The 20835-nt window shown below is 57.9% G+C and carries 21 protein-coding genes and 1 tRNA gene; 7 read left to right on the forward strand and 15 right to left on the reverse strand.

Going from position 1 to position 20835, the window contains the following annotated elements; all coding sequences use genetic code 11:
- Positions 1–226: 226 nt before the first annotated feature.
- Complete coding sequence (locus MWU53_RS08910) at positions 227–1243, reverse strand: amino acid ABC transporter substrate-binding protein (RefSeq protein WP_247092551.1); 1017 nt, start codon at positions 1241–1243, stop codon at positions 227–229.
- Positions 1244–1469: 226 nt separating this feature from the next.
- On the opposite strand from MWU53_RS08910, the gene MWU53_RS08915 reads away from it, so the two are divergent.
- Positions 1470–2834, forward strand: coding sequence for an aspartate ammonia-lyase (locus tag MWU53_RS08915; protein WP_247092552.1), 1365 nt, complete (start codon positions 1470–1472; stop codon positions 2832–2834).
- Between the two features lie 748 nt (positions 2835–3582).
- On the opposite strand, the gene MWU53_RS08920 is transcribed toward MWU53_RS08915, so the two are convergent.
- The 6 genes from MWU53_RS08920 to lepA form a co-directional block, all read right to left on the reverse strand.
- Positions 3583–3659: transfer RNA gene (locus MWU53_RS08920), tRNA-Arg, on the reverse strand.
- Between the two features lie 54 nt (positions 3660–3713).
- Positions 3714–3893, reverse strand: a complete 180-nt coding sequence (locus tag MWU53_RS08925; protein ID WP_247092553.1) for a CTP synthetase — start codon at positions 3891–3893, stop codon at positions 3714–3716.
- A 70-nt stretch (positions 3894–3963) separates the two neighbouring features.
- Complete coding sequence (locus MWU53_RS08930; RefSeq protein ID WP_247092554.1) at positions 3964–4158, reverse strand: CTP synthetase; 195 nt, start codon at positions 4156–4158, stop codon at positions 3964–3966.
- Positions 4159–4204: 46 nt separating this feature from the next.
- Complete coding sequence (locus tag MWU53_RS08935) at positions 4205–4711, reverse strand: alkylphosphonate utilization protein (RefSeq protein ID WP_247092555.1); 507 nt, start codon at positions 4709–4711, stop codon at positions 4205–4207.
- Positions 4712–4855: 144 nt separating this feature from the next.
- The gene (locus tag MWU53_RS08940) at positions 4856–6091 is read right to left on the reverse strand and encodes an AAA family ATPase (RefSeq protein ID WP_247092556.1); all 1236 of its coding nucleotides are present in this window, start codon (positions 6089–6091) and stop codon (positions 4856–4858) included.
- 205 nt (positions 6092–6296) lie between these two features.
- A complete protein-coding gene (lepA, locus tag MWU53_RS08945; RefSeq protein WP_247092557.1) occupies positions 6297–8096 on the reverse strand; it encodes a translation elongation factor 4 in 1800 nt (599 codons plus the stop codon).
- Between the two features lie 171 nt (positions 8097–8267).
- Here lepA and MWU53_RS08950 point away from each other — a divergent pair, with 171 nt between their 5' ends.
- Entirely contained in the window at positions 8268–9248 is a 981-nt protein-coding gene (locus MWU53_RS08950; protein ID WP_247092559.1) for a hypothetical protein, read from the forward strand.
- Positions 9249–9274: 26 nt separating this feature from the next.
- On the opposite strand, the gene MWU53_RS08955 is transcribed toward MWU53_RS08950, so the two are convergent.
- A complete protein-coding gene (locus MWU53_RS08955; RefSeq protein ID WP_247092561.1) occupies positions 9275–9730 on the reverse strand; it encodes an Lrp/AsnC family transcriptional regulator in 456 nt (151 codons plus the stop codon).
- A 124-nt stretch (positions 9731–9854) separates the two neighbouring features.
- Between MWU53_RS08955 and MWU53_RS08960 the strand changes: the two genes are divergently transcribed.
- A complete protein-coding gene (locus tag MWU53_RS08960; RefSeq protein WP_247092563.1) occupies positions 9855–10904 on the forward strand; it encodes a Glu/Leu/Phe/Val dehydrogenase dimerization domain-containing protein in 1050 nt (349 codons plus the stop codon).
- A gap of 147 nt (positions 10905–11051) precedes the next feature.
- Positions 11052–11357 carry a hypothetical protein gene (locus tag MWU53_RS08965; protein ID WP_247092565.1) on the forward strand — a complete coding sequence of 102 codons (306 nt, stop codon included), beginning with the start codon at positions 11052–11054 and terminating at the stop codon, positions 11355–11357.
- Here MWU53_RS08965 and MWU53_RS08970 read toward each other — a convergent pair.
- Positions 11354–11806, reverse strand: a complete 453-nt coding sequence (locus MWU53_RS08970; protein ID WP_247092567.1) for a low molecular weight protein-tyrosine-phosphatase — start codon at positions 11804–11806, stop codon at positions 11354–11356. The genes MWU53_RS08965 and MWU53_RS08970 overlap by 4 nt on opposite strands.
- A gap of 35 nt (positions 11807–11841) precedes the next feature.
- Entirely contained in the window at positions 11842–12075 is a 234-nt protein-coding gene (locus tag MWU53_RS08975; protein ID WP_247092568.1) for a YdeI/OmpD-associated family protein, read from the reverse strand.
- Between the two features lie 105 nt (positions 12076–12180).
- On the opposite strand from MWU53_RS08975, the gene MWU53_RS08980 reads away from it, so the two are divergent.
- Positions 12181–12831, forward strand: coding sequence for a helix-turn-helix domain-containing protein (locus tag MWU53_RS08980; RefSeq protein ID WP_247092569.1), 651 nt, complete (start codon positions 12181–12183; stop codon positions 12829–12831).
- Entirely contained in the window at positions 12828–13517 is a 690-nt protein-coding gene (locus tag MWU53_RS08985; protein WP_247092570.1) for an NAD-dependent deacylase, read from the forward strand. The genes MWU53_RS08980 and MWU53_RS08985 overlap by 4 nt, the downstream gene beginning before the upstream one ends.
- Positions 13518–13639: 122 nt before the next feature.
- On the opposite strand, the gene MWU53_RS08990 is transcribed toward MWU53_RS08985, so the two are convergent.
- The 5 genes from MWU53_RS08990 to meaB form a co-directional block, all read right to left on the reverse strand.
- Positions 13640–14164 (reverse strand): copper chaperone PCu(A)C, encoded by a 525-nt coding sequence (locus MWU53_RS08990; RefSeq protein WP_247093038.1) that lies wholly within the window; start codon positions 14162–14164, stop codon positions 13640–13642.
- A 51-nt stretch (positions 14165–14215) separates the two neighbouring features.
- The gene (locus tag MWU53_RS08995) at positions 14216–14563 is read right to left on the reverse strand and encodes a hypothetical protein (RefSeq protein ID WP_247092571.1); all 348 of its coding nucleotides are present in this window, start codon (positions 14561–14563) and stop codon (positions 14216–14218) included.
- A 130-nt stretch (positions 14564–14693) separates the two neighbouring features.
- The gene (gene rpmB / locus MWU53_RS09000) at positions 14694–14981 is read right to left on the reverse strand and encodes a 50S ribosomal protein L28 (protein ID WP_163037863.1); all 288 of its coding nucleotides are present in this window, start codon (positions 14979–14981) and stop codon (positions 14694–14696) included.
- Between the two features lie 201 nt (positions 14982–15182).
- Positions 15183–17012 (reverse strand): ABC transporter ATP-binding protein, encoded by a 1830-nt coding sequence (locus MWU53_RS09005; RefSeq protein WP_247092572.1) that lies wholly within the window; start codon positions 17010–17012, stop codon positions 15183–15185.
- 192 nt (positions 17013–17204) lie between these two features.
- Positions 17205–18185, reverse strand: a complete 981-nt coding sequence (meaB, locus tag MWU53_RS09010) for a methylmalonyl Co-A mutase-associated GTPase MeaB (protein WP_247092573.1) — start codon at positions 18183–18185, stop codon at positions 17205–17207.
- A gap of 131 nt (positions 18186–18316) precedes the next feature.
- Here meaB and hrpB point away from each other — a divergent pair, with 131 nt between their 5' ends.
- Positions 18317–20770 carry an ATP-dependent helicase HrpB gene (gene hrpB / locus MWU53_RS09015; protein WP_247092574.1) on the forward strand — a complete coding sequence of 818 codons (2454 nt, stop codon included), beginning with the start codon at positions 18317–18319 and terminating at the stop codon, positions 20768–20770.
- The last annotated feature ends 65 nt before the right edge of the window (positions 20771–20835 follow it).

Here is a 20835-nt window from a genome sequence, read left to right on the forward strand (position 1 = left end):
ACTACAACACCAAACGACCGCATAGTGCTCTGGGCTACCGCCCACCGGCCCCTGAAACCATCGTCCCGATGGAACAAACGCCAATCATGCACTAACATTCAAACTGGACCATTTAGGTGGGGCTGATCAATCCATGCGACGACGTTCACTACGTGGAAGTATTTCCATGATCAGCTTTCGATAAAAGGCCTCGGAACATAAAGTTCCGAGGCAGTCGGGGAAGAGTTCAGCGAATTGGTGCAGCGTAGCGTAGACCGCCATTCTTCCATGTATCGTTCAGGCCGCGACCCAACCCAAGCGGCGTGTTTGGGCCAACATGGCGTTCAAAGGATTCACCATAGTTGCCAACGTTTTTCAGGATCTGATAGGCGAAGTCGTTGCTCAGCCCCAGCGGCTCACCAAGGTCGCCATCGACGCCAAGGATTCGTCTGATTTCAGGGCTGGTGGTTTCCGCTCTGATCTGGTCAACGTTCTCGGATGTGATACCCAGTTCTTCGCCGGTATCCATCACCCACAGAGACCACCGCACAACATCACCCCATTGGTCATCACCTTGACGCACAACCGGACCCAAAGGCTCTTTCGAGATAATCTCGGGCAGGATCATGTGTTCATCGGCATTTGCCAATTGCACACGAGCGGCTGCAAGTGCAGATGCGTCGGTGGTATAAACGTCGCAACGACCGGCCTCGTAGGCCGCAACCACTTCCGCTTCTTTTTCGAACGCAACAATCTTATAGTTCATGTTGTTGGCGTCGAAGTAATCCTTCAGGTTCAATTCAGTGGTTGTACCGGTTGACGTACAAACGGTAGCGTCGTTCAGTTCGAGCGCACTGGAAACACCAAGGTCTTTACGCACCATGAAACCCTGGCCGTCATAGTAGGTAACGCCGGTGAAATCGAGACCCAGGGCCGCGTCTCGGCTATAGGTCCAAGTTGTGTTGCGCGACAACATGTCGATCTCGCCACCCTGCAGTGCGGTGAAGCGTGTTTTCGCGGTCACAGACGTGTAGTCAACGGCGTCCGGGTCGCCGAAGACAGCTGCAGCAACGGCACGGCAGACATCAACGTCCAGCCCCTGAAAGTTACCTTCGTCATCTGGTGCGGCGAAGCCTGCCAACCCAAAATGCACGCCGCAGACGACTTTACCATTTGCGCGTACGTCATCCAAGGTTCCTGCGTTCGCAAAGCCCGCTGTCAAGGCAAGGGCAGCAGCCGTGCCGATTGTTTTGTACGTTTTCATTATATTCTCCCAAGTTTTGTTTGCAGGTGAGAAGACATCTCACCCACGCTGCTCAGTTCAGCAGAGTTCAGGGGGAATTGGTCTTTTGTAGACTTGCATCCGAGGTGCGCTAGTCTAATGCATTGTAGCGTCTGTTAGCATCATAAACCGGAATTGTTTGATTCCTTGGCTTGCTTCGAAATTCACCTCATCTAAAGCGGTAAACATGGCCCATAGGAGGATAATGATGAGGCACGAAACAGACGCGTTGGGAACCCAGGACATTCCTGATCAGGCGAAATACGGCGTCCACACGAAGCGCGCCCATGATAACTTTTACATCTCCGGTCAACCTCTGGCCGCCTATCCAGAACTTGTCAAAGCCCTTGCCCAAGTGAAGTTTGCAGCCAGCCGCGCGAACAACACGTTAGGCGTATTGGACCATGAAAAGGCCACCGCCATACAAGCCGCCTGCGATGAAATCATCGAAGGAGAGCATCACGCAGAATTCATCGTGGACATGATCCAAGGTGGGGCCGGGACATCGACAAACATGAATGCCAACGAAGTGATCGCCAATGTCGGGTTGCTGAAACTGGGGCATGAACTGGGGGAGTATCACCATCTGCACCCGAACGATGACGTGAACTGCTCTCAGTCCACCAATGACGTTTACCCAACGGCCTTGCGTCTGGCCATTCTGTCCAACATCGAAAGCTTTACCGCCGCTCAGACCCATTTGCGTGACGCATTCGAGGCGAAAGCCGTTGAATTTGACCCGATCATGAAAGTTGGGCGAACACAGCTTATGGATGCCGTGCCAATGACGCTGGGACAGGAATTCCGTTCGTTCTCAAACACAATTGATGAAGATATAGACCGGTTGCGAGAAGCCGCGCTGCTTTTGCACGAGGTCAATCTGGGCGGCACCGCGATCGGAACCCGAGTAAATGCTCCAGAGGGGTATTCTGATCTCGCAATCACCGAATTAAGCAGGAAGTCGGATTTCCAGCTAAAGCCCGCTCTGAATTTCATCGAAGCGTCTTCTGACCTTGGGGCTTTGATCACGTTTTCCGGTATCCTCAAAAGGATTGCCGTGAAACTCTCGAAAATCTGCAACGACTTGCGCTTGCTTGGCGGCGGGCCGCGTGCAGGACTTGCGGAGATCAGTCTGCCCGCCGTGCAGGCCGGGTCGTCGATAATGCCGGGGAAAGTCAATCCAGTGATCCCTGAGGTCGTTAATCAGGTGGCGTTTCAGGTCATCGGCAACGATCTAACGGTCACAATGGCGTCTGAAGCCGGTCAATTACAGCTGAATGCAATGGAGCCTGTCGCGATCCTGAACATCTTGCAGTCTTTGCGCATTCTTCGACGGGCGATGCGAACGCTCGCTGATAAGTGTGTTGTTGGCATTGAAGCAAACATTCCGCAATGTCGCAAATCTCTGGACAACAGTCTTGTTCTGGCGACTTTCTTGGTGCCGGAAATTGGATATGCGGCCGCATCGAGATTGGCAAAACATGCCATGGCAAATGGGGTATCCCTGACCGAATCCGCTCGTGAGCTCCAGATGGAGATTGAAGACAAACTTGTGGCCCTGAACTCAGAGTAATCCAGAAACGGTTCCTTGTTCACATGACAGACTAAGAGTGTCTCGTGGGATCGTGCCAACATGTTAAACTGCGGGACAGGTCAAGAAAATTACTACTTGGTCAAAGGCGGTAACGAGGCATTCGTTGAGTTCAATAATGATCTAGCCTCTCGACTACTGCGTTTGATGGCTGTGAGACATGTCCAATTCATAGGTGATATCTGTGTGGGTGGAACTGAGCTCAGCTCAGTCCACGCTTCGAGTGCCCATTCCACTAGCAGTGAGCGGAAAGCTGGAGAGCGTTGACAACTACACCTTTGAAACGCAGTAGTTGTGATCTTTGCTGCATTGCGGAAAAATTTGCTGCGCTTGCGAAGAAGTGCTGCGCCAGCGCAAGCCGAAAATCCAATGTCGGGTTTGTCCGCATTGCGGTCCTTGGTGCTTCGCGCAGCGAATGACGGCATTCCGCCCTTTGTGACAGATGTCGGGTCGATCAGTTAGCCACACCTCAGCTCGATGCAGCGGTTCACGATAAACCGAACTGGATTTGCATTGTGTGTTCCAAGTTCCAACGATGAAGAATATGTGCCGGCAAGTAAATTGATGATGAGTAGGCCGTTTCGGTTCTAAGAATCAATCCACAATGTCCCCTGCCCCGCACTTGCTTAGCAAAGCCATGTATACTGGTAGCTAAGCGGTAGCTATTAGAATACAGAGCGAGAAATCTCCGACATGAAAATCTTAAAGTTTCTGATATTACTTTATAATATGGCGATCCCTGAAGGACTCGAACCCTCAACCTGCTGATTAGAAGTCAGCTGCTCTATCCAGTTGAGCTAAGGGACCGCTGGACGAAGCATTACCCCCGCCGGCGGTCCACTTTCAACCTGAAAACGCGGCTTAGCCGTTGATCTGCTTGGCCACGACCCAAGATACCGGCAGCGCGACCACGAATCCTGCCATCGCGGACCACAGGATCGGTTGCAATGTATCCTGCCCGATGGTCAGGGCTGCGACCATGAAAATCCCGGCCAGAGTGGCGCCGAGAAGGATATAGATGACGGCGGCAAGACGTAACATGTTAATCTCCTTGCATAATATTTGCTGAGAGATTTGTGCGCACCCAAAGGCACCACGGCTTTGATCCTGATCAATCGCCCGCCATTGCACGCGCGACATAGTAACTCACCGGCAGGCCGATCACGAAGCCCAACGCCGCCGCGCCCAGAAGCGGCCACAGACCCGTCACGCCGTTCACCAATGCGATCACCACCAGCACCGACGCGACGGTCGAGCCGATGATGCCGTAAAACGTGGCGACGATTTTCCAAAGCGGTGCGCGCATGGCGGGTCTCCTTCGCAGGCGGCATAGCCCACGGGGCCCGCGCTGCCTACTTCTTCTTCACAAACTGCGTCAGAATGACAATGCGCTGCCCTTCCACGCGGCCCTCGATATGCTCGGGGTTGTCCGCGACAAGGCTGATCCCCCGCACCGCCGTGCCGCGCTTCGCGGTGAAACCGGCGCCCTTCACCGGCAGATCCTTGATCAACACCACGTTGTCCCCCGCATTCAGCGTGACCCCGTTGCTGTCCTTATGCTGCGAGGCCGCGGCCACATTGTCGACCCACGCCTGCGTGTCCTCGTCCAGATAGACCTGATCCAGCAAATCCCGCGCCCACGCCGCATCCAGCCGCTTCAACATCCGCACCGACAACACCTGAACCGCCGCATCCTCGGACCACATCGAGGACGCCAGCCCACGCCAATGATTTTCATCCGACGTGCCGTCGATCTGAGCAGCACAGGTGGCGCAGATCATGACCGAGGCGTCAGCGGGTCCGCCGGGAACGGGGAAAGAGGAAAGAGGCGCGTCAGCGGCGCAGAGGGGGCAAGGCATAGGGGCTCCGAGGTTGGGTGAGGGAGCTATAGGGGGGATTGGGAATGGAGGGAAGGGCACCGCCACCCTTAGAAGGAGCTAGCGTCACCCAACTTGCCACATAGCCTCTATCAAGCTTCATTGGAGCTATTGTCTCTGATTAGTCTAGGGGATTTTTGCGATCTCAGCCGCATCTGACCACCGCATGTAAAACATCAGAAACGGATTTGTCAGGTAAAGGTAATCATCAGACCATTCCAAGACCGGTTCGCCTTTGAGCTTTCTACGGGCAATAATTTCCATCTGCCCAAGAGCATTTGAGACTTCGTGCTTTTGAGGAACATCCACGTCCCGCAACAAATTCTGGAGTGCTTCACGAATTTTATCATAGTGCAACTTCGGCTTCGGGCCTGTGTTGCCCACCGCAACCAAAATCGCCTGATAGATGTCCAAAGAGCCCGTACCATCTCTCAACCGTCGAGGATTTCTCTTTGACCTTGACTGTGGGCCCTTCGCCAGTTTCTCAAAGGTCGGGAAACCAAACTGCTCGGAGACTTGCCGATAAATTGCTTCCCTGACCGTTTTTGTGGGCAGATAATCTCTGGCAGGTTTGATGGTCTCAGTTACACTGTAATTGAGACATAACCTGCCACAAAATCTCTGCATCAGAAGCGGGCTTCCCAACGATTCCGAACAAAACTCATCGATAGTTTCAGAAGCCATCTGCATCCCCAGTTTGGGAAATCCAATACTTGCAATCTCTTTGAGATCATTTTCCGACCACTCAGGGATATTGATATGCGAGTACCGCCCCTCCATTTCCGGCTCCGCACTAATTGCATCAAACGCTCGATGGGGCACTGCAATAAGGACAACTTGCAAGCCTTCAAATACTTCAGACTTCAAGGACCTCACCACCTCTGTCTGAAGTTTGTCTTCGAGGTAGTGAAAGTCGTCCACGATGAGGGACAGGTCACGTTCCCTCATCACTTGTAAGATTTCCTTTTTAGTGGCACCGTTAAACTTAACGGTCTTTCCATCCGAGACTTGTGTCTTTAGGCCAATTACGGCTTTGAAGCTGGCTGAAATGCTAACTTTCTCGGAAATAGTTTCTTCATCGGGCAAATCAAGATTGCGAAGAAGGCCGCCCCAAAAGTCATCGCTTCCGTCAACTTGACCGCCATCAATCCAAACTGAATCCCGCTCAGAAATTACTTTCTTACAGAGAACCGTTTTGCCTGATTTTGTCGGACCTGTAATCGCAACAATCTTATAACCTTCAGCAAGTTCATTTCTCAGCGAACTTTCAAGGCTTAAATGTTCTCGATCAATATAAGTAACCGTCGGCATTCCACCTGCCACGAATACATTTTTCAGCTTCATTCTCTTCAAAAACCTCATGTAAGCCTCGATTGAGAAACGAGCAACCAACTAGCTCGCGATCCAATCTTTGGACGTATTGAAAGCACACTAGATAGTGACTTTCAACGCTAGAGAGAAACTCAATCTGGACTTCGCGGAACACCAAGATGAGAACTCACTATTTTCTCCGAAGTTCCCTTCCCCAACGGAATAAAAAAGGCCGCTGACGCGGCCGTTTTCATTCTCAATCGTCCATCTTCAGCGCGTTGATAAACGCTTCCTGCGGGATATCCACCTTGCCGAACTGGCGCATTTTCTTCTTACCGGCCTTCTGCTTCTCCAGCAGTTTCTTCTTCCGGGTCGCGTCGCCGCCGTAACACTTGGCGGTCACGTCTTTGCGCATTGCCGACAGCGTCTCGCGGGCGATGACTTTGCCGCCGATGGCTGCTTGGATCGGGATTTTGAACATGTGGCGCGGGATCAGGTCTTTCAGCTTTTCGCACATGGCGCGGCCACGCTGTTGGGCGCGGTCGCGGTGCACCATGGTTGACAGCGCGTCCACCGGCTCGTCATTCACAAGGACCGACATTTTCACAAGGAAATCCTCGCGATAGCCGAGCATCTGGTAGTCGAAGCTGGCATAACCTTTGGTGACCGATTTCAGGCGATCATAGAAGTCGAACACAACCTCGTTCAGCGGCAGGTCATAGACAACCATCGCGCGCGAACCCGCATAGGTCAGGTCCATCTGGATACCGCGGCGGTCCTGACACAGTTTCAGCACGTCGCCCAGATATTCGTCGGGCACAAGGATGGTCGCTTTGATGCGCGGCTCTTCCAGGTGGTCCACAACCGAAAGGTCGGGCATGTCGGCGGGGTTGTGCAGCTCGATCATCGAGCCGTCTTTCAGATAGACGTGATAGATCACCGAGGGGGCAGTGGTGATCAGCTCGATGTCATATTCGCGCTCGATCCGGTCGCGGATGACTTCGAGGTGCAGAAGGCCAAGGAAGCCACAGCGGAAACCGAAGCCCAGCGCGGCGGAAGTCTCCATTTCATAGCTAAACGACGCGTCGTTCAGGGCGAGCTTTTCGATGGAATCGCGCAGGTCTTCGAACTCGGCGCTATCCACGGGGAAGAGGCCACAGAACACCACGGGCTGGGCAGGCTTGAAGCCGGGCAACGCGTCTTCGGTGCCCTTCTTCTCATGCGTGACCGTGTCGCCCACGCGGGTGTCACGCACCTGTTTGATCGATGCAGTCAGAAAGCCGATCTCGCCCGGGCCCAGCACGTCAATCGGCTGCATCTCAGGCGTGAAGACACCGACGCGATCAACGGGGTAGACAGCGTTGGTCGAGAGCATGCGGATCCGCTCGCCCTTCTTCAGCTTACCGTCGATCACGCGGATCAGAACGATCACGCCCAGATAGGCGTCGTACCAGCTGTCGACCAGCATGGCCTTCAGCGGCGCATCGGGGTCGCCTTGCGGGGCGGGCAGTTCGTTGACGATGGCTTCCAGCGTCTCGCGGATACCCTGCCCGGTTTTGGCGGAGACCTGAATGGCGCCGGACGCATCAATACCGATCACATCCTCGATCTGCTCGGCCACGCGGTCACAGTCGCTGGCAGGCAGGTCGATCTTGTTCAGAATCGGCACGATCTCGTGATCCGCATCGATGGCCTGATAGACGTTGGCCAGCGTCTGGGCTTCCACACCTTGGGTCGAGTCGACAACCAGCAACGACCCTTCGACCGCGCGCATCGAGCGGCTGACCTCGTAGGCGAAGTCAACGTGGCCGGGGGTGTCGATCAGGTTGAGGATATAATCCTCGCCATTCTCGGCCGTGTATTCGATGCGAACCGTGTTCGCCTTGATGGTAATCCCGCGCTCGCGCTCGATATCCATACTGTCGAGCATCTGCTCTTTCATGTCCCGGTCGGCAACGGTGTTCGTCTCTTGGATGAGACGATCAGCCAACGTGGATTTGCCGTGGTCAATATGCGCCACGATCGAGAAATTGCGGATGTGTTTCAGGTCGGTCATAAGAAGGGGATATGAGGCGCTTTCGCCCTCTCGTCAAGCGCGCCAAACAACACTGAGCAGCGGCACTCCTCAGAGTTTAAGCTATCCTGCGGAATAATTGGCCTGAAAGTGCCATTCGTGGTAGTTTTGACGGTACTCATACATTTTTTTAAACACACTATGGATTTCACGATGCCTTTGACAGAATTGCCGAGCCACACCTTTTCCGGGGCCATGTACAACCCGGACCTGATTCACGCGAACACATTGAACGCATTGCTGGGAGAAGAGAGCGAACCCGCCGAGAAGGAAGAAAGCAGTCTTCCGCAAGATCTGGCCGAATTGCTAGACGAAGGGGGGACTCATGAACAGGCCATGGCGGCACTGGAAAAGGCGGTTCTATCCGGAACATTCTTGGACGATGATGATTTCGTGGTCAAAACCAACTCGGAGAACCCACAGGCCATATGGAACGACATCAAAAATGACATTTCAAATGCGCCCGTTCTAACGAGAGTTGACCCAAAACTGGTTGAGCAAAACGTCGACAGTTTCCGCATCTTCGAAATCACTGAAGAAGATGACCGAATGCATCTGTTTATCAATGGGGCCTTGGCGGCAGATCTCCCTTTGGGGGCCATCAGCAAGACAGATTTTGAGAAAATTATTGTTTTCATTCAGGGTGTCCTCGATTCAATCTCGCTTGCCTTCGCCTTGCTGGGAATTGGCGTCGCCAAAGGAAAAACATGGGCCACGGATCTGGCTGACAATCTAAAACGGCCCAAAAGCTGGTTAAGCACCGCAAAATCCGCTTTCGGGAAATTCACAAGTGCTTATGCCAAATACAAAAGATATTTGGCCGACAGCCCCGAAGAAACAAAGAAGGCCCGCAAGCAGGATGCCGCGACGAAAGCCATGGACCTGTTCGCAAGCGCTTATCTTGGTTTCGTAGGTGTGATTCTTAAGACCGCTTGGCGCATCGTAAAGATGGTCCTCACATTGATATTCGGGAATATCAGAGAAGTTCTGAGGCTCCTGTGTCAATTGACCAAAGCCGCGATTGAATGGGCGGGAATGGGCGCGGCCAAGCTTGCATTTGCTATCATTGACGCCATTTTGGCAGCAATTGCCGTCTGGGATGATGTGGCCAAATGGAAAGAGCTAAAGTCCTAGCCTCAGGGCTTATGGTCCGGCAGCCCCTACCCCATCGGCAGCACATTCCGCTTCACCATTGTCCGCAAGGTAAAACTCGACCGCATCCGTGCGATGCCGTCGACGCGCATCAATTTCTCTTCCATGAAGTGGTCGAAGGTGGTCAGGTCGGCGACGACGACGCGCAGAAGGATGTCTCGGTTGCCGCTCATCAGGTGGCACTCCATCACCTCGTCCATGCGCGATACGGCGCGTTCGAATTTGGTGACGGCCTCGCCCATTTGGCTTTCCAGTTCGACCGAGATGAAGACCGTCACAGGCAGGCCGAGCTTGGCTTGATCGACGCGCGCGCCATAGCCGGTGATCACCCCGGCCTCTTCCAGCGCAGTGATGCGGCGGGCGCAGGGTGTCGGGGACAGGCCGACAGCGCTGGCGAGGTCGCCCAGCTTCTGGCGCCCATTCTCTTGCAGGGCGGCGATGATGCGGCGGTCGATGGCGTCCATTAGGTTTTTCTCGTTATGGCGTCTTTTGCATAAGATAATCTCTAACATTTCACGAGTCGACGCCTGATTTTGGTGAATTTCCCCCAGTCCACGTTGTTAGCCTGTTAACAACAGGGAGGACATCATGAACATTACACAAGTGGCATCGCACACCCACGAAAGCGTCTACCGCGTCGAAGCAGCCGAGTTTGGGCTGGTCGGATTTATCGCTATCCACTCGACCGCGCTTGGCCCGGCGGCGGGCGGGTTGCGGATGAAACCTTACGGGTCCGAGGGCGAAGCGCTGACCGATGCGCTGCGTTTATCCGAGGGCATGACCTATAAGAACGCGGCGGCGGGGCTGCCCTTGGGTGGCGGGAAATCGGTGATCATGGGCGATCCGAACACGCTGAAAACACCCGAACTGCTGCGCGCTTTCGGGAAAGCCGTTGAGGCCTGCGAAGGCCGCTACTGGACGGCCGAAGACATGGGTATGACGCCGGCGGACATGGCCGAGGTAGCGAAGGAGTCGCGCTACGTCGCCGGGCTGGCGGACGGCAAGTTCGCGTCGGGCGACCCCTCTCCGATCACTGCGCGCGGGATTTTCAACGCGATCCGTCAAGTGTCCAAGCACGCTTTGGGCGATGCGTCGTTGAAGGGCCGCGTGATTTCGGTTCAGGGGTTGGGGCATGTGGGCTGGAACCTGTGTCACCGTCTGAAAGCCGCGGGCGCCGAGCTGATCGTCACCGACGTCGACCCGGCCCGCGTACAGGCCGCCGTCACATCATTGGGGGCAACGCCCGCATCGCTGGACGAAATCTATGCGGTCAAGGCCGACATTTTTGCGCCCTGCGCGATCGGCGGCATACTGAACGCGGATACAATTCCGATGTTGAAGGTGAAAGCCGTGGCGGGCGGCGCCAACAACCAACTGGCCACGCCTCAAGACGCCGAGCTGCTGCACGGCCGCGGCATCCTCTACGCTCCTGATTTTGTCGCAAATGGTGGCGGCATTATCAACGTCGCGACCGAGATCCTTGAGATCGAAAACCAAACCGACTGGGTGAACGAGAAACTGCGCGCCCTGGACAAGTCCATGGGCGATATCCTGACAAGCGCGTGCCAAGCTGATGTCAGTCCGGTCGTGGTGGCACAGGATGTGGTCACGCGCTCGATGACCTCTTTCGCGGCATAACGTGAAAGGCGCTGTCCGCTCCGTCGTACGGACAGCGCCGACAACCGAGTTTTGAACTTCGAGGAAATTGCATCTGGCGCATTCTGTCGGTATCCTGTGTGCAAATCGGGCAGCAGACCCGAACAGGCAGACTTGTAAGGTGATGGAATGAAACGAGCAGTTCTTGCAGTGACCTTGACGGCCGCGATGCTATCAGGACCATCGGCCTATGGCGGCACGATTGAACGCGCCTGCTTGAAGGCGGATCGCCCCGATGCCACGCGTTCCCTGTGCCGCTGCATTCAAAAAGTTGCCGATGCAACCCTGTCGGGCGGTGAACGTTCGAAAGTGGCCAAGTTCTTCAGCGACCCGCACAAAAGCCAATCTACACGCCAGTCCGACCGGCGCTCGGACGAGCAGTTCTGGAAAAGATACAAGCGGTTCGGCGAACTGGTGTCGCAAAACTGCAGTTAAGACAGCTGCGCGATTAGTCCCAATGATGCCGCCTGAACCAGATCCAGTGTCTGGTCAAAATCACGCGTGTAATACGGGTCCGGCACGTGATCCACGCCGACCTCGGGTGCGAAATCAGTGAAGATCTGGACGGGCGTTTGCGATCCCTTTGGCCGCAGACGTTCGATATTGTCGAGATTGCTGTCATCCATACCGATAATCAGGTCGAACGTCTCAAAATCGCGAGACGTGAACTGACGTGCGCGCAAGTCGGATAGGTCGACCCCCCGCGCTTTAGCCGCGGCCTGCATCGGTGCATAAGGTGCTTCCCCAACATGCCAATCCGACGTCCCGGCGCTGTCGGTCACAACCTCAAGCCCTGCTTCGGCGGCAAGCGTGCGAAAGACACCTTCGGCGCTCGGGGAGCGGCAGATATTACCGAGGCAGACGAAAAGAACACGTGTTGTCATAGGGGCGTTGTAGCGGCGCGGGTCGGGGCTGTCACCTACCCGTCCTTGCGCCAGACCATTTTCATATAAAGGCGCCCGCCCCGCAGCTCGTCACACATTTGGTCAATGCGCTTTTGCCGTGTCTCGGGGCGTTTAGCCCGGGCGATCCAGCCAAGATAGTCGTTCCGCTGATAGGGCGGGCGCGCGTCATAGGCGGGCCTCAGCCCTTCGGCGTCCAGACGGGTCGCAATATCATCTGGCATGGGGTGGATCGGGCGTTTCAAGGTCATTGGATTAAATTGCAATACACATAGTTCGCAGGTCAACGGGCGCCCTTTCGCTTAACATGAAGATCGTGTCTTGCGGCGCCCTTTGCACTGGGTCAAAAGCACTGCATGTCGCGTGCAAAACCTTACTCTTTGAACTGTCCAATTTCCCTATCCCTTGACCTTCTGGGCAACCGTTGGGCGCTGCATGTCCTGCGCGAGCTGCATGCGGGTCCATCCGGCTTTGGCAAGCTGCGTGATGGGTTGCCGGGGATTGCGACCAATATGCTGTCTGCCCGTCTGGCCGAACTGGTCGAGGCAGGCTTGGTCTCGAAATCCGGGCGCGTCTATGCGCTGACGGAACGCGGACAAGCGACACGCGGGATCCTGTTCGAACTCGCGCGGTTCGGCCGGGATATTTCTGCACCCCAGGATGCCGCCTTAACCGATGCGCCCTCGTCGCGGGTCGCCGTGCTGGCAGGTGCGATTGAACGCGCCGCTGGGCCGCTCGATGAGTTGCGCGCCGAGATCTGGCTGGACGATGCGCCGTTCTCGCTGACGGTTTCGCAGGGGCGGGCGGCCATGGTGGCGGGCTCTATGCCGCTGGCGCCAGTGCGGCTTGGCTTTGCGTGGAAGGACCTCGAGGCCGTTGCACAGGGCGAACAGCGCGTGGCCAATTTCGCCGCCCAAGGCGAGATCGCCGCGCAGGATCCCTTGCAAGTGGCCGCGTTGCTTGATCTGTTGCAAAAGGCAATGGACATCTATGGCGGCTTTAAATGACACATATCCTGATCCTGACCGGCGCTGGCATTTCGGCTGAAAGCGGGTTGGGAACGTTTCGCGACGTCGACGGGCTTTGGACGAAATACGATCTGGAAGACGTGGCAACGCCCGAAGGCTTTGCCCGTGATCCCGCGCTGGTGCACGCGTTCTATAACGCCCGACGCGCCAATTGTCTGGACGCTGCCCCCAACGCTGCCCATGACGCTTTGGGCCGCTTGCAAGCCCAGCACACAGGCCGCGTGACGCTGGTCACGCAGAACGTCGACGACCTGCATGAACGCGGCGGCGCGACAGATGTGATCCATATGCATGGGGAACTGGCGGGGGCACTCTGCGCGCAGTGCGACCATCGTTGGCCCGCCCCGCGCGAGATGTCTCCGTCCGCCCCCTGCCCCAGTTGCAACGTCCCGCGTACCCGCCCCGATATCGTCTGGTTCGGAGAGATGCCCTATCAGATGGACATGATCTATACCGCGTTGGGCGAGGCGGACCTGTTCGTCGCCATCGGCACCTCGGGCACGGTCTATCCTGCCGCTGGGTTTGTGGGCGAAGCACGCGCCATGGGCATTCCGACGCTGGAACTAAATCTGGAACCCTCAGACACAGCTGGCATCTTTGACGATGCACGCTTCGGCCCCGCGACTACGATCGTCCCCGCTTGGGTGGACGAGGTATTGGGCTAGTCCGCCAAAAAGGAAAGGCCGCAGCGATACGCTACGGCCATCCGAGGGTGACGAACCCCCTTAAGGGGCACGGGGCTGGGGACGCATAATCGCCCCGCACCCCCAATTCTGAATGGCTGTCCTTAGTTGGAGACCGCAGCGCCGTGGTTCATGGCGCCTTGACCCTCGCCCATTTTACCATCTTCAGGCTTGCCGTGCTGCATGCCGCCACCCATCGGGTTGCGATTCAGATCGACCGGGATCTCGACGGTCATCTCACCGGCTTTTTCAAACACCAGCGTCACAGTCAGGGTTTCGCCATCCACGAAGGGCGCGTTCAGGCCCATGAACATCACGTGGTCGCCACCGCGCTTCAGCGCGTGCATGCCGCCAGCGGCAATGGGGAAGCCCTCTTCGACTTCCATCATCTTCATTACGCCGTCACCCAAATCTTTGTGGGTATGCAGCTCGACCCGCTTGGCGGCATCAGATTTCGCGGCGATCAGGCGATCATCTTCTGCGCCGTGGTTCATGATCTGGAAGAAGGCGGCACCGGCCTTGGCATTCATGCCCGAAGCACGCGCATAGGCGTCGTTGATCATGATGTCACCCGCGAAAGCAGGCATGGAAAGAAGGGCAGCTGCACCGGCAGCCAGAACGGTTTTCATACGGAACATAGTCTTGTCCTTAGGTCTTTGGGTTGGTCTTGATTGAAGGGATCAGACCAGCGCCGGGGGACCTCGGGCAGACGGGGACAGTTCATCCCGACCCGGCATGGCGACAGCACGCGAAGGGACGATGCGCGCAATCACCCGTGTTTCGGGCATATCCAGGGATGGAAGGAAAAATGAGACCGCAAAGATCGACGTGCCATCGGGGCACAGGTGCACCGATTCGATGGGCTCGCCATCGGGACCAAGCGTGATGGTGGTCATGCCGGTACCGGTACACAGCACCATTTCGAACGCACCATTCATATCCGGGTTTTCACCACGGGCATCCGCCAGCGCAAAGCTGGTGATTGTCAGCGCAAAGGCCAGAACATATGCAAATACCGCACGGATCATGTCCCCTAGCTATGCCGCTTTTTCAGGGGCGACAAGTGACAAAATGTAACAGGTAGGGCACACGCGAAAACCGCCCGCAGCCAAGGGCCGGGGCGGTTCAAAATCTGGTCGATCCAGAAAAGCGCGGGGCTTAGGCGGCTGCCTGAGCTTTCGCGATTTCTTTCTTGATCTTCAGAGCGTTGGCCGACAGCTCAACGTCTTTGGCTTTTGCCAGGAACGCGTCCAGACCACCACGGTGGTCAACCGAACGCAGGGCAGCAGCCGAGATGCGCAGTTTGAATGCGCGACCCAGTGCTTCCGACTGAAGCGTCACGTCGTTCAGGTTCGGCAGAAACCGGCGGCGGGTTCTGTTTTTGGCGTGGCTGACATTGTTGCCAGTCATCGGGCCTTTTCCGGTCAGTTCGCAAACACGCGACATGGCTCTTATCCTTGCTCTCTCGGGCCAGATTGGTGAGATTTCAGCGCGCCCTCGCGCCGCTCACGTCCAGCCGGTCAATACAAACGGGCACTGCCACGGCAGCGCCCCGAATTCCGTCCGCGGTGAATAGACGCCTTATCGGGGGACGTCAAGTGAGTCGCGGGGCAGCGGGGCAGGAAATTTCCGCCCCACCGCAATTGTTTACTCTTCGGCTAGGAAACCGCCGGATTGGCGCTCCCACAGACCGGCATAGATCCCTTTGGCGGCCAGAAGTTCATCATGGCTGCCGTCTTCGATCACCCGGCCCTGATCCAGCACCACGATCCGGTCCATCTGGGCGATGGTGGACAGGCGGTGCGCGATGGCAATCACGGTTTTGCCCTCCATCATCCCATAGAGCGTTTTCTGGATCGCGGCCTCGACCTCGCTGTCCAGCGCCGAGGTGGCTTCGTCCAGCACCAGAATAGGCGCGTTCTTCAACATCACGCGTGCGATGGCGACACGCTGACGCTGACCACCCGACAGTTTCACACCGCGCTCGCCCACATGGGCGTCATAACCGGTGCGCCCTTTCGGGTCTTCCAGCGACTGGATGAAGGCATGCGCCTCGGCCCGTTCGGCGGCGGCAATCATCTCGGCCTCACTGGCCGAGGGACGACCGTAGAGCAGGTTAGCCCGCACGGATCGATGCAGCAGCGAGCTGTCTTGCGTGACCATCCCGATCTGCGCGCGCAGGCTGTCTTGCGTCACGCCCGCCACGTCCTGACCGTCGATCAGGATGCGCCCGCCTTCCGGATCGCGAAAACGCAGAAGCAGATTCACAAGGCTGGATTTGCCCGCACCCGAGCGCCCAACCAGACCAACCTTCTCGCCCGGATGCACCGCCAGTGTCACGTTGTCCAACCCACCCGAGCCTTTTCCATAGTGATGGGTCAACCCGTCGAACTGGATCTCGCCCTTGGTCAGCGCCAGCGCCGGGGCGTTCGGAGCATCAACCACCTCATGTTCGACCGAGATCGAGCGCAGCCCTTCACGGATCACGCCCGCATGTTCGAACAGACGCACCGTGACCCACATGATCCAGCCGGACATGCCGTTCAGACGAATGGTCAGGGCCGAAGCCGCAGCAACCTCGCCCACGGTGACGACGCCGCGGGTCCAGAACCAGATCGAGGTGCCCAGAACGCCGGTGATCAGAAGCCCGTTCAGCACGTTCAGGCCAAAGCTGAGTTCCGTCATCAGGCGCAGGAAGCGCTGGAACCGCAGGCGGTGGCGCTTGAGGGCAGACAGGACATAGCGTTCTTCGCTTTCACCCTGAGAGAACAGTTTGACGCTTTCGATATTGGCATAGGCATCGACGATCCGCCCCGACAGAAGCGACCGCGCGTCAGACCATTTTTCCGACGCGGACGCCACGCGCAGGGCAATCCAACGCGTATAGGCCACGTAAAGCACCAGCCAAATCAACAAAGGCACCGCAAGGCGCGGGTCGATCTGGCTGAGGATCATGGCCGCGGCGATGACATAGGTCAGGGCGAACCAGATGCCTTCGAACGCCATATAGGTGCCATCCTCGACCGCGCCACCCAACTGCATCACGCGGTTGGACAATCGCCCGGCAAAGTCATTCTGGAAAAAGCCCATGCTTTGCCCCAGCAGATGCTTATGCGCCCGCCAGCGGACCTGATCGTGCAGGTTGCCCACAAGGGTTTGCTCCAGCAGCAGGTGGTTCAGCCCGATGGTGGCAGGACGCAGGAAGAGGATAAACAGGGCGGCCAGCAGCAGCTCAAACCCGTGGGAGGCGAAGAAGCTTTCGGTGGTACTGCTATCCATCAGGTCGATCACGCGACCCGAGTAGAAGATCAGGCTGGTTTCAATCAGGGCGACGATGACGCCCGACATGGCCATGAACGCCATCAGCCTACCGAAACCGTCATATTGTGATTTCAGATAGGGCCACAGCGTGGTGGGAGGTGTTTCGTCCGACGAAGGACGGAATGGGTCGATAAGATTTTCGAAAAACCGAAACATGGTGCGCTCCGCGCGCTAAAGGGTAATACAAAGGATAATCGGGGCTAACGGCAGCCCAACAGGACCAGCGTCTAGTGTCGCGGTGGGGTCCTGAACTGATTCATCCTGCATTCTCCTGCATGTTTCGAGGTTACGCTAACCCAGCTGTTGGCGCCAATCAACCCCTGATGGCAGAGCGCTATATTTCAACTGTCAGACGCCAGTTTTTAAGAAGGCCAGCATCTCGTCCGCAGCGCGCGAGGCGGACAATTCGCCTGCCGCCACCTGCCCGCCCAGCGCGTCAATCCGCGCGCGGGCGCTGCCGGTTTCCAGTGCAGACAACAGGCCGATGCGCAGATCTTCTTCGAACCAATGACGGGCCTGCGCGGCGCGGCGCTTTTCCCAGTGGCCATGCTCGCGCCGCCATGCGACCAGCTCTTCCATCGTCTCCCACGCTTGGGGCAGTCCATCATGGGTAACGGCGGATACCATCAACGCCTTGGGGAAGCCTTCGGGGTCATAAACACGCTTGCGCAACAAGCGCAGGGCACCTGCATAGTCCGCACAGGTGCGCATCGCGGTTTCTTTCAGCGGCCCGTCTGCCTTGTTCACCAGGATCACGTCGGCGATCTCCATGATGCCGCGCTTCACGCCTTGCAGCTCGTCTCCGCCGGCAGGGGCCAGCAGCAAAAGGAACAGGTCCGACATCTCGGCGACCATGGTTTCGGATTGGCCGACGCCCACGGTTTCAATCAGCACGATGTCAAATCCTGCGGCTTCACACAGCGCCACGGCCTCGCGGGTGCGGCGGGCCACCCCGCCCATTTGTGCCTGCGACGGCGAGGGGCGGATAAAGGCGTTCTTCTCGCGGCTCAGGCTTTCCATGCGGGTCTTGTCACCCAGAATGGACCCGCCCGAGCGGGCCGAGCTTGGGTCAACGGCCAGCACCGCAACTTTCAGGCCCTTTTCAATCAGGAACATACCGAAGGCTTCGATGAAGGTCGATTTACCAACGCCGGGCGTTCCGGACAGACCGATGCGCAGGGCCTGGCGGTTTTCAGGCGCAGTGGCTTCCAGAAGCTCGACCGCCTGCGCGCGGTGATCGGCGCGGCCGCTTTCCACCAGCGTGATGGCACGTGCCAAGGCACGGCGTTCGCCTGCAATCACCCGTTTGGCCAGATCCTGAATATCCATGTCGCCTCCCTTTTCCGGGTCTGTTCATGCCGTGCCGAAACGCCCCTGTCCAGAGCCTCGGCGGATGTTAGCGCCGATGTGCGGTGTGATCTGGGCTGGACCCGAGGTGCAGAGCGTCGGATAAGGACGGAATGACGACCCAATTGCCCATACACGACGCCATTCCAGCGCTGCTTCAGGCGCTGCGGGAACAGGGCCGTGCAGTGCTGATGGCGCCCCCGGGCGCGGGTAAGACAACGGTCGTGCCGTTGGAGATGCTCAAGGCGGGAGCCTTTGACGGACGGCTGATCATGCTAGAGCCACGACGCTTGGCTGCGCGTGGGGCCGCCGAACGAATGGCGCAGACGCTGGGCGAGAAAACCGGAGAAACCGTGGGCTATCGCATTCGCGGCGAGGCAAAGGTATCCAAATCCACCCGGATCGAGGTTGTGACCGAGGGCATCCTGACGCGGATGCTGCAATCTGACCCCTCGCTCGAGGGCGTCGGCGCGGTGATCTTTGACGAGTTTCACGAGCGCTCTCTGAACGCCGATTTGGGGCTGGCGCTGACATGGGAAGCGATGGGCGCGCTGCGGGATGACCTGAAACTGGTTGTGATGTCCGCCACACTGGACGCCGACCCGGTGGCACGACTATTGGACGACGCGCCGATTGTGCGCTCGGAAGGGCGGGCCTTTCCGGTCGAAACACGGCATCTTGAGCGGCCTTTGTCGAAGGGCGCGCGGTTGCCGGAAGCCACCGCAGATCTGGTGCTGAGCGCGTTGGCCGAAACCGAGGGCGGGGTGCTGGTCTTCTTGCCCGGCGAAGGTGAAATCCGCCGCTGTGAAGCCGCGCTAAAGGGGCGGCTCCCAAGCAACTGCCACCTGCACACGCTTTATGGCGCGATGGATTTCGCCGCGCAGCGCGCAGCCATTCAACCCGCGAAAGACGGACGCAAGATCGTGCTGGCAACCGCGATTGCCGAGACCTCTCTGACCATTCAGGACATTCGTGTGGTGGTGGATGCAGGACAGGCGCGGCGCGCTCGGTTCGATGCCGGTTCAGGTATGTCCCGACTGGTGACCGAACGCGTATCGAAGGCCGAAGCCGAACAACGCCGTGGCCGTGCGGGTCGTGTCGCCCCCGGCACATGCTATCGGCTTTGGACCAAGGGCGAGGATGGCGGGATGCCCCCCTTTGCGCCTGCCGAGATTGAAACCGCAGACCTTGCCCCCTTGGCGTTGGAACTGGCTGGCTGGGGCAGCCCGGATGGGTCGGGATTGGCGTTTCTGACACCGCCCAATACGGGCGTATTGGCGGAAGCGCAGGCGCTTTTGCACGGGCTGGGCGCGCTGGATGATGCTGGGCGGATCACAGATCACGGAAGGAAACTGGCGCGCCTTCCCCTGCATCCGCGCCTTGGGCATATGCTGCTGACCGCCGGTCCAGACGCCGCCGATCTGGCTGCGCTTTGGAGCGACCGCGACCCCCTACCCCGTGGATCCTCGATGGACCTGACCCTTCGGCTTGAGGCGATCCGCGACCCAAGGGGCTTTGCAGCCAAACGGGGCATTCAGGCGAACCGGGGTGGTATTGAACGCATCCGAACCGAAGCCAAGCGCCTGCGCCGGATGGCAGGGGATGCGTGCCCTGATCTAAGCACAGCACAGATGGCGGCTTTGGCCTATCCCGACCGGGTGGCCTTGCGCCGCCCCGGTGACATCCCGCGTTTTGTAATGTCCGGCGGCAAGGGTGCCGTCATGGACGAAGGCGACGTGCTGGCCGGATCGCGTCTGCTGGTGATCACCGACACGGACGGCAACCCGCGCGAGGCGCGCGTGCGACAGGCGGTCCAGATCAGCGAAAACGAATTGCGCGAACAGTTTGAAGATCAGATCCGCTGGGTCGACAGTTGTGCGTGGTCCAAGCGCGAGGGGCGTGTGATTGCGCGGCGACAGGAATGTCTGGGCGCGGTGGTGCTGGATGACCGGATCTGGAAGGACGCGCCTAAAGATATCGTGGCCCACGCGATGCTCGACGGTGTGCGCGATCTGGGGTTGCGGCCCTCGGACGCTGCCAAGCGCTTCATCGCACGGGTCGAGCTTGTGCGGGCCGGTGGGGACAGTCTGCCCGAGATGACCGAGCCCACATTGATGGGCACGCTCGAGGACTGGCTTCTGCCACACTTGTCTGGCGTGAAAACCACCGCCGACTGGAAGAAGTTCGAGATACTCGATGCCCTGCGCGCGATGCTGGACTGGAACCAGATGTCGCGACTGGATGCCGAGGCGCCAGCTCATTTCATCACGCCGCTGGGGCACAAGACGCCCATCGACTATTCCGGCGACACGCCCGAGATCAGCCTGCGCCTGCAAGAGATGTTCGGCGTCACCCGCCATCCCACAGTGGGCAAAACTCCACTGCGGGTGACATTGCTGTCACCCGCGCGCCGACCAGTACAGACCACGACGGACATCCCGAACTTCTGGGCGACCAGCTATGCTGACGTGCGCAAGGACATGCGCGGACGCTACCCAAAACACCCCTGGCCCGAGGATCCCACGGTCGCGGACCCGACCCTACGCGCCAAACCGAGGGGCAAATAGCCACATAAACCGGCCCTAAATACCTGATCACGGCCCATTTACTTGCAATTCAGTCGCAATCAGCT

Source organism: Aliiroseovarius sp. S1123 (assembly GCF_023015885.1).
Taxonomy (GTDB): domain Bacteria; phylum Pseudomonadota; class Alphaproteobacteria; order Rhodobacterales; family Rhodobacteraceae; genus Aliiroseovarius.